The organism is Streptomyces sp. NPDC058646, from assembly GCF_042716875.1.
In the GTDB taxonomy this organism is placed as follows: domain Bacteria; phylum Actinomycetota; class Actinomycetes; order Streptomycetales; family Streptomycetaceae; genus Streptomyces.
This window is the reverse complement of record NZ_JBHXRK010000027.1, coordinates 107,128-114,041: the sequence shown is the minus strand read 5'-3', so window position 1 is coordinate 114,041 and position 6,914 is coordinate 107,128. Positions and strand designations below refer to the sequence as shown.

Genomic DNA, 6,914 nt, shown 5'->3' with positions numbered 1-6,914 from the left:
AACCCCCCTCCTCAGGGTGTCCCCGCGCGGGGGGGCCCGGGCGGGGCCCCCCCCCCCCCCCGGGGGCGCCCCCCCCCCCCCCCCCTGCCGGGCCCCCCCCCCGGGGGGGGGGCCCCCCCCTTCCGCCTGTGTCAGCCCTTGCCCTTGAGCCGGTGGCGCAGCACGAGCAGCCAGGGGACGACGAACATCAGGCAGACGATGCCGAAGCCGGTCACGAAGATCCAGTCGGGGCCGTCCGGGGAGATCTCGGCGTCGGTCTCGGCGAGGACGAGCAGGCCGAAGAGGACCGTGAGGAACCCGGAGATCAGCCCCAGCAGCCACAGCGCGACGGTGGTCCCGGTGTTCCGGGTGGCCTTCGGCCCGGCCGGCTCCGGCGTGCGGGGCTGCGGGATGCGGGCCGGGTCGCGGGGCGGCATGCGGACGACCGCCGCGGGCGGGACGCCGGCGTCCAGGGGAGCCAGCTCCGCGGCGGTGATGCCGTGCAGCGTCGGCTCGACGGTCAGGGTGAAGCCGTCGTGGCCGACGAGGTGGCGGGCACCGTCGGGGAAGACGTACATCAGGGAGCACTCGGCGTACCGGACGGTCACCTGGTTGTCGGGGGCGACCAGGCTGACGCCGTCGCCCGCCACGAGCAGGGCGACGCTGCGGTCCTCCAGCGAGGTGTAGCGCCGTCCGGTGACCGTGTCGGGGGAGGTGGTGGGGGCGGCGGTGAGCCCGGCCCATTCCACGTCCCGGCCGGGCACCTGCATCAGGGCGCCCGCCCACAGCTCGCGGGCGACCTCGTGGAGGTCGGCGACGGTGACCGCCTCGATCTCGGCCCGCGCCTCGGCGACGGTCAGGTCGCGGTGGCGCATCAGCAGGTTCATGGCCTGCGTCGGGAGCTTGGCCGCGGCGAGCTCCGGGACGTCGAACTGGGCCAGCGCGGCCGTCCGTACGGCTTCCAGGTCGGTGTGTTCGATCCGGCCGGCCCGGAGCTTCGCGAGGACGTCGACGAAGGCGCCGACCATGGCGTCCTGCTTCTCGGGGAGCGCGTCGGCGTAGGCGACGACGGTCGCGGAGTCGGTGTCGCGCGGGACGTACTCGGCGGCCGCGGTGTACGAGTAGCCGCCCTTCTGGCGCAGGGCGCGGAACAGCTCCTTGCCGAGGATCTCGGTCAGCAGGCCGGCCTTGGTGGAGCGGGGCAGGACCGAGGTCAGGACGAGCCCGCCCTCGTCGCCCCGGAAGTACGCGGGGGTGGCGGGCAGGGCGGAGCTGGCCTCGGGGGCCGGGTGCCACGCGCCGGTGGGCAGGGTGAGGTCAAGGCCCTCGGGGAGGGTGTCGCTGGTGATCCACAGCACCGCGTTCTCGGCGGTGAACCGGGTCGCGGCCCAGTCGCGGACGTTGTGCGCGGTGATCCGGTGCAGGCCGGCCTCGGCGTAGTCGGTGAGCCCGTAGGAGCGGGAGCCGTAGCGCCACAGGGCCATGCCGTGGCCCGGGCCGCGGCTGCGGCCGGCGGCCTCGGTGCGCAGGATCTCCTTCTCCGTCTCCAGCCGGTCCATGGGGAGGTCGCGCAGGGCCGCGCAGACGCCGTTGAGGTATTCGACGACGTCGGCCGGGGTGCCGGTGACGTGGAAGTGGGTGTACGTGGCAGCGGTGGCGCCGTTGTAGTGCAGGTCGCTCAGGCCGTGCCGGTGCAGGGCGAGGTGTTCGACCAGGTGGGTGATCCCGCTGGTGGCGAGGGTCTCGTCGGCGCGGCCGACGCGGAAGAGCAGTCCGGCGGTGACGGGGCCGGAGCGCGGGGCGAGGAGGGTGCGGATGCCGCCGACGGTGGTGTGCGTGATGCCGTCGGCGTCGGTGGTGGTCTCGGGGGCGGCTACCGGAGCGGCGGTGGTGGCCGGTGCGGTGGCCGCGGGTGCTCCGGTGGTGTCCGGGCCGGTGGTCTCGATGTCCATGTGGTCCTCAGCCCTTCGCCAGTGCGGTCTTGCGGTGGCGCACGAAGACGGCTTCGTGGTCGTTGCTCAGGTAGCTCCACGGGAACTCGCTGGCGTGGTCGCCGAGGGCGCGGAAGTGCGGGGCCGCGTCGGCGTGCCGGCCGGCCGCGCAGTGCGCCGCGGCGAAGGCGCTGTGGGCGGCGACGGCGTGGTGGGCGTCGGCGCGGAAGTCGGGGTGCAGGACGGACCGGGCGGCGGCGTCGATCAGCCGCGCGTGGTTCTCCGGTGCGCGCAGATACGTTTCCGCACTGCCCTTGCCCTCTTTCTCCGACAGCTCCAGGTACTGCTCCATCTGGGCGATGGCGACCAGGGCCCCGCTGGGACTGCCCTGCGGAGCCTCGGCCGCGCACCGGTGGGCGAAGCCGTGGGCTGCCTCCCAGCTGCCGCCCCACTTGGGGCAGAGCTGCTGGAGCAGCTGCTGCTGGCCGCTGTAGTGGTGCGGGTGGTGCTCGGCGAGCCGGTCGTAGCGCCGCCGCGCCTCGCTCGCGCCCAGTTCGAGGCCGCGGGCGGTGATCACGCGCAGGTACCAGGCCAGGGCGTACGCGGGGTACTCGGCGCAGACGTCGATGAGCAGGACCTCGGCGCGCCGCAGGTAGGCGTGGAAGTCGCGGAACTGATGCTCCGACACGTGCTCGGCGCGGTGGCCGGAGCGGATGGCCCAGCCGATCTGGACGAACCGGTCGGCGAGCAGGGCCCGCGCCAGCGGATCGCGCGGCCTGCGGTCGACCTGGGACCGCAGGAACGTCTCCGCTCCGTCGGTCTCGGCGACGACCCTGCTCGCGAGGGCGCGGTCGTCCTCGGAGGCAAGCGTGCCGAGACCGTCGTGGACGGCGTCCCAGTCCCCACGGCGCACGGCTTCGCGCAGTGCGGCGAGGGAGGGGATGCGGTCGGCGGGTTCGAACACGGGCCGACCGGGAGGAGGAAGAGCAGACACGCGCGGATCATATGATCGGCCGCCCCCTCGTCAACAGGGGTTTCAGGCCGCCGTCAGATCACGATCGTGCCTGCTCAGCGCCTCACCGGAGGTCCGGAGGTCAGTCGCTGACCTTCTTGGCCGCGCCGAAGGCGGTGAACGCGCCGAGGGCGAAGAAGAGGAAGGACATGGCGTCCGTGCCTTCCTTCCAGATCTCGTTCAGGCCGCTGACGCCGACGCTGTCGAGCACCTCGCCGACGCCGACGCTGCCGTACTCGGCCAGCGCGAGCACGATGAAGAACATCTGGCCGAGGTAGACGGCGCCGAGGGAGAGGACGGCGGCGACCACCGGCAGGACCGCGTTGCGGCCGCCGATCTTTCCGGCGGCGAGGCCGACGAGGAGGCCGACACCGGCGGCGATGTAGCCGATCTCGCGGTCGGCGGCCTTCATGATCCAGCCGTACACGCCGGCCGACACCAGGGCGGCGACGACGGCGGCGACGATGCCGAAGCCGATGTTGCCACGGCGTACGGGGGCCGGGGCGGGCGTCTCGGTGTAGGAGGCGGGCGCGGGCGGCTGGAAGTTCTGGCTCATGTGGGAAATCCCCCCCAAGGGATCAGTGCGCACGTACGTCCGTCGGGCATAAGTGCGAGATAAGTGACGCCGCAGGCTAGCAGTCGATTCCGGCATGCGGCGGGGGGATTTCTGCTGCGGCGCAGCAGCTCTCAGAGGCGGTGGGCGGCGCCGGCCGGGCTGGCGCCGCGGGTGTCCAGGAGCAACTGGGCCTTCACCGCGAGGCCTTGCATGTCGTAGGTGCGGTGGTGCTGGAGCAGGATCGTCAGGTCGGCGTTCGCGGCGGCCTCGTACAGAGATTCGGCGCGGGGGACCGGCTGGTCCCGGACCCGCCAGCCCGCGATGTACGGGTCGTGGTAGCTGATCAGCGCCCCCAGGTCGATCAGCCGGCTGGCGATCTCGCCGGCCGGGGAGCCCTCCTGATCGGCGAGGTCGGGCTTGTACGTGACGCCGAGCAGCAGCACCCGGGCCCCGCGGGCGGACTTCCCGTGTTCGTTCAGCAGGGTGGCGGAGCGCTGGATGACGTACTGCGGCATCCGGTTGTTGATCTCCTGCGCGAGGCCGACCATCCGCAGGGGGTGGCCGGGGGTGCGCGTGGTGTGGGGGAGGTAGGTGGGGTCCAGGGGGACCCCGTGGCCGCCGACCCCGGGGCCGGGGCGGAAGGCCTGGAAGCCGTACGGCTTGGTCTCCGCGCAGCGGATCACGTCCCACAGGTCGACGCCGAGGTCGTGGCAGAGCACCGCCATCTCGTTCATGAGGGCGATGTTTACGTGCCGGTAGTTGGTCTCCAGGAGCTGTACGGTCTCCGCCTCGCGCAGGCCGCGGGCCCGCACGACCTTCTCGGCGAGGCGGGCGTAGAAGGCGTGCGCCGACTCGGTGCAGGCGGGGGTGAGGCCGCCGATCACCTTGGGCGTGTTGGAGATGCCGTGGGTCCGGTTGCCCGGGTCGAGGCGGCTGGGGGAGTAGGCCAGGTGGAAGTCCCGGCCGGCCCGGAGCCCGGAGCCCGCTTCGAGGATCGGGCGCAGGTAGTCCTCGGTGACGCCCGGGTGGACGGCCGATTCGAGGATCACGGTGGTGTGCGGGCGCAGCCGGGCGGCGAGCGCGTGGCCGGCCTCCCCGACGGCGGACAGGTCGAGGGCGCGGTCGGCGCCGAGCTGGGTGGGGGCGCAGATGACGGCGGTGCGGACCCTGCCCAGCTCGGCGGGGTTGGTGGTGACCCGGAAGCCGGCCGCCGACATGCGGCGGATCTCGGCGGCTGTGAGGGTGGAGTCCGTGACCGGACCGCTGTCGTAGCCGACCGTCTCGATCCCGGCGGCGACGGCCGCCTGGGCGAGGGGGAGGCCGAGGTGGCCGAGTCCGATGACGGCGAGGTCTGCGGGCATGGGGGTGCCGTCCCTTCCCTGACACGAGGGGGATGCGCGCGCAAGTCCTGTGGACAGGGGAAGCCCCGAAGGAGCTGGCGCAATGTCAGACTAGGCGTATATATGACAGATATGTCGCATTCTGGGGTGGTGATCACCGTTGTGTTGTCCACAGGCGGTGGCTGATGTGGGTGCGGGCGGTCAGAATCGGGCAACGGGGGACGTGAGCGGGATCACCCGCACGACGCGGGGAACACCCGCACCAACGGGAGGCAGCCGTGAGGACAGCGACACTCGGACCGGCGCAGCGCGCCGAGCACCTCGCCCGGATGGCCGAGCGGGAACTGGACGTACTGGTCGTGGGCGCGGGAGTGGTGGGCGCCGGCACGGCGCTCGACGCGGCCACCAGAGGCCTCGCGACCGGGTTGGTGGAGGCGCGGGACTGGGCCTCGGGCACCTCCAGCCGCTCCAGCAAGCTGATCCACGGCGGCCTCAGGTACCTGGAGATGCTCGACTTCGCCCTCGTGCGTGAGGCCCTCAAGGAGCGCGGCCTGCTGCTGGAGCGCCTCGCCCCGCACCTGGTGAAGCCGGTGCCGTTCCTGTACCCCTTGCAGCACAAGGGCTGGGAGCGGCTCTACGCCGGATCGGGCGTCGCGCTGTACGACGCGATGTCGGTGTCCAGCGGGCACGGCCGGGGTCTGCCGGTGCACCGGCACCTGTCCCGCAAGCGGGCGCTGCGGGTGGCTCCGGCGCTGCGCAAGGACGCGCTGGTGGGCGCCCTGCAGTACTACGACGCCCAGATGGACGACGCGCGGTACGTGGCCACGCTGGTGCGGACGGCCGCCGCCTACGGGGCGAAGTGCGCCAATCGGGCGAGGGTGATCGGCTTCCTGCGCGAGGGCGAACGGGTGGTCGGCGCCCGGGTGCAGGACGTGGAGGGCGGCGGCGAGTACGAGATCCGCGCGAAGCAGATCGTGAACGCGACGGGGGTGTGGACGGACGACACCCAGGCGCTGATCGGGGAGCGCGGCCAGTTCCACGTGCGCGCATCCAAGGGCATCCACCTGGTCGTGCCGAAGGACCGCATCCATTCCAGCACCGGCCTGATCCTGCGGACCGAGAAGTCGGTGCTGTTCGTCATCCCGTGGGGACGGCACTGGATCGTGGGCACCACGGACACCGACTGGGATCTGGACAAGGCGCACCCGGCGGCCTCCAGCGCGGACATCGACTACCTGCTGGAGCACGTGAACTCGGTCCTGGCCGTGCCGCTGACCCGCGACGACGTGCAGGGCGTGTACGCGGGACTGCGGCCGCTGCTGGCCGGCGAGTCGGACGCCACGAGCAAGCTCTCCCGCGAGCACACGGTGGCGCACCCCGTGCCGGGGCTCGTGGTGGTCGCGGGCGGCAAGTACACGACGTACCGGGTGATGGCGAAGGACGCGGTCGACGAGGCGGTGCACGGGCTGGACCAGCGGGTCGCGGAGTGCGTGACGGAGGACGTGCCGCTGGTGGGGGCGGAGGGCTACCGGGCGCTGTGGAACGCGCGGGCGAGGATCGCCGCCCGGACGGGTCTTCACGTGGTGCGGGTGGAGCACCTGTTGAACCGGTACGGGTCGCTGACCGAGGAACTGCTGGACCTGATCGCCGCCGATCCGGGGCTCGGCCGGCCGGTGTCCGGGGCGGACGACTACCTCCGGGCGGAGATCACGTACGCGGCTTCGCACGAGGGCGCCCGGCACCTGGACGACGTACTGACCCGGCGGACCCGGATCTCGATCGAGACCTTCGACCGGGGGACGCGGTCGGCCCGGGAATGTGCGGAATTGATGGCTCCGGTTCTGGGCTGGGACAAGGGGCAGATCGAGAAGGAAGTGGAGCACTACGAGAAGAGGGTGCAGGCGGAAAGGGAATCGCAGCGCCAGCCGGACGACCAGACGGCGGACGCGGCGCGGCTGGGGGCGCCCGACATCGTTCCGTTGTAACTCCGGGATGCGGAAGGGGGAACCGTGGACCCGGGGCGCCCGTCCGTTGCGTAGTGAGGAACAATGAGGTTTCTGCCGGGGTGGGTTACCGGACGGATTCGGCCGGAGCGG

Annotated in this window: 5 protein-coding genes; 1 reads left to right on the top strand and 4 read right to left on the bottom strand. The window is 72.5% G+C overall.

The genetic code is table 11. The features are described from left to right. Nucleotides 1-131 precede the first annotated feature (131 nt). The 4 genes from ACFWUZ_RS28540 to ACFWUZ_RS28525 form a co-directional block, all read right to left on the bottom strand. Nucleotides 132-1,931, bottom strand: a complete 1,800-nt coding sequence (locus ACFWUZ_RS28540) for a M16 family metallopeptidase (protein WP_384378909.1) — start codon at nucleotides 1,929-1,931, stop codon at nucleotides 132-134. A gap of 7 nt (nucleotides 1,932-1,938) precedes the next feature. Beyond that, a complete protein-coding gene (locus tag ACFWUZ_RS28535; RefSeq protein WP_384378906.1) occupies nucleotides 1,939-2,904 on the bottom strand; it encodes a hypothetical protein in 966 nt (321 codons plus the stop codon). Between the two features lie 100 nt (nucleotides 2,905-3,004). Continuing rightward, nucleotides 3,005-3,478: a hypothetical protein gene (locus ACFWUZ_RS28530; protein ID WP_384378903.1), complete on the bottom strand. Its 474-nt coding sequence runs from the start codon at nucleotides 3,476-3,478 to the stop codon at nucleotides 3,005-3,007. A gap of 131 nt (nucleotides 3,479-3,609) precedes the next feature. Then, a complete protein-coding gene (locus ACFWUZ_RS28525) occupies nucleotides 3,610-4,839 on the bottom strand; it encodes a nucleotide sugar dehydrogenase (protein WP_384378900.1) in 1,230 nt (409 codons plus the stop codon). 257 nt (nucleotides 4,840-5,096) lie between these two features. Between ACFWUZ_RS28525 and ACFWUZ_RS28520 the strand changes: the two genes are divergently transcribed. Then, entirely contained in the window at nucleotides 5,097-6,803 is a 1,707-nt protein-coding gene (locus ACFWUZ_RS28520) for a glycerol-3-phosphate dehydrogenase/oxidase (protein WP_384378897.1), read from the top strand. The last annotated feature ends 111 nt before the right edge of the window (nucleotides 6,804-6,914 follow it).

What these genes read in the sequence shown, in the direction of transcription:
- ACFWUZ_RS28540 (WP_384378909.1), bottom strand. Translation starts at nt 1,931, where the DNA reads ATGGACATCGAGACCACCGGCCCGGACACCACCGGAGCACCCGCGGCC.
- ACFWUZ_RS28530 (WP_384378903.1), bottom strand. Translation starts at nt 3,478, where the DNA reads ATGAGCCAGAACTTCCAGCCGCCCGCGCCCGCCTCCTACACCGAGACG.
- ACFWUZ_RS28525 (WP_384378900.1), bottom strand. Translation starts at nt 4,839, where the DNA reads ATGCCCGCAGACCTCGCCGTCATCGGACTCGGCCACCTCGGCCTCCCC.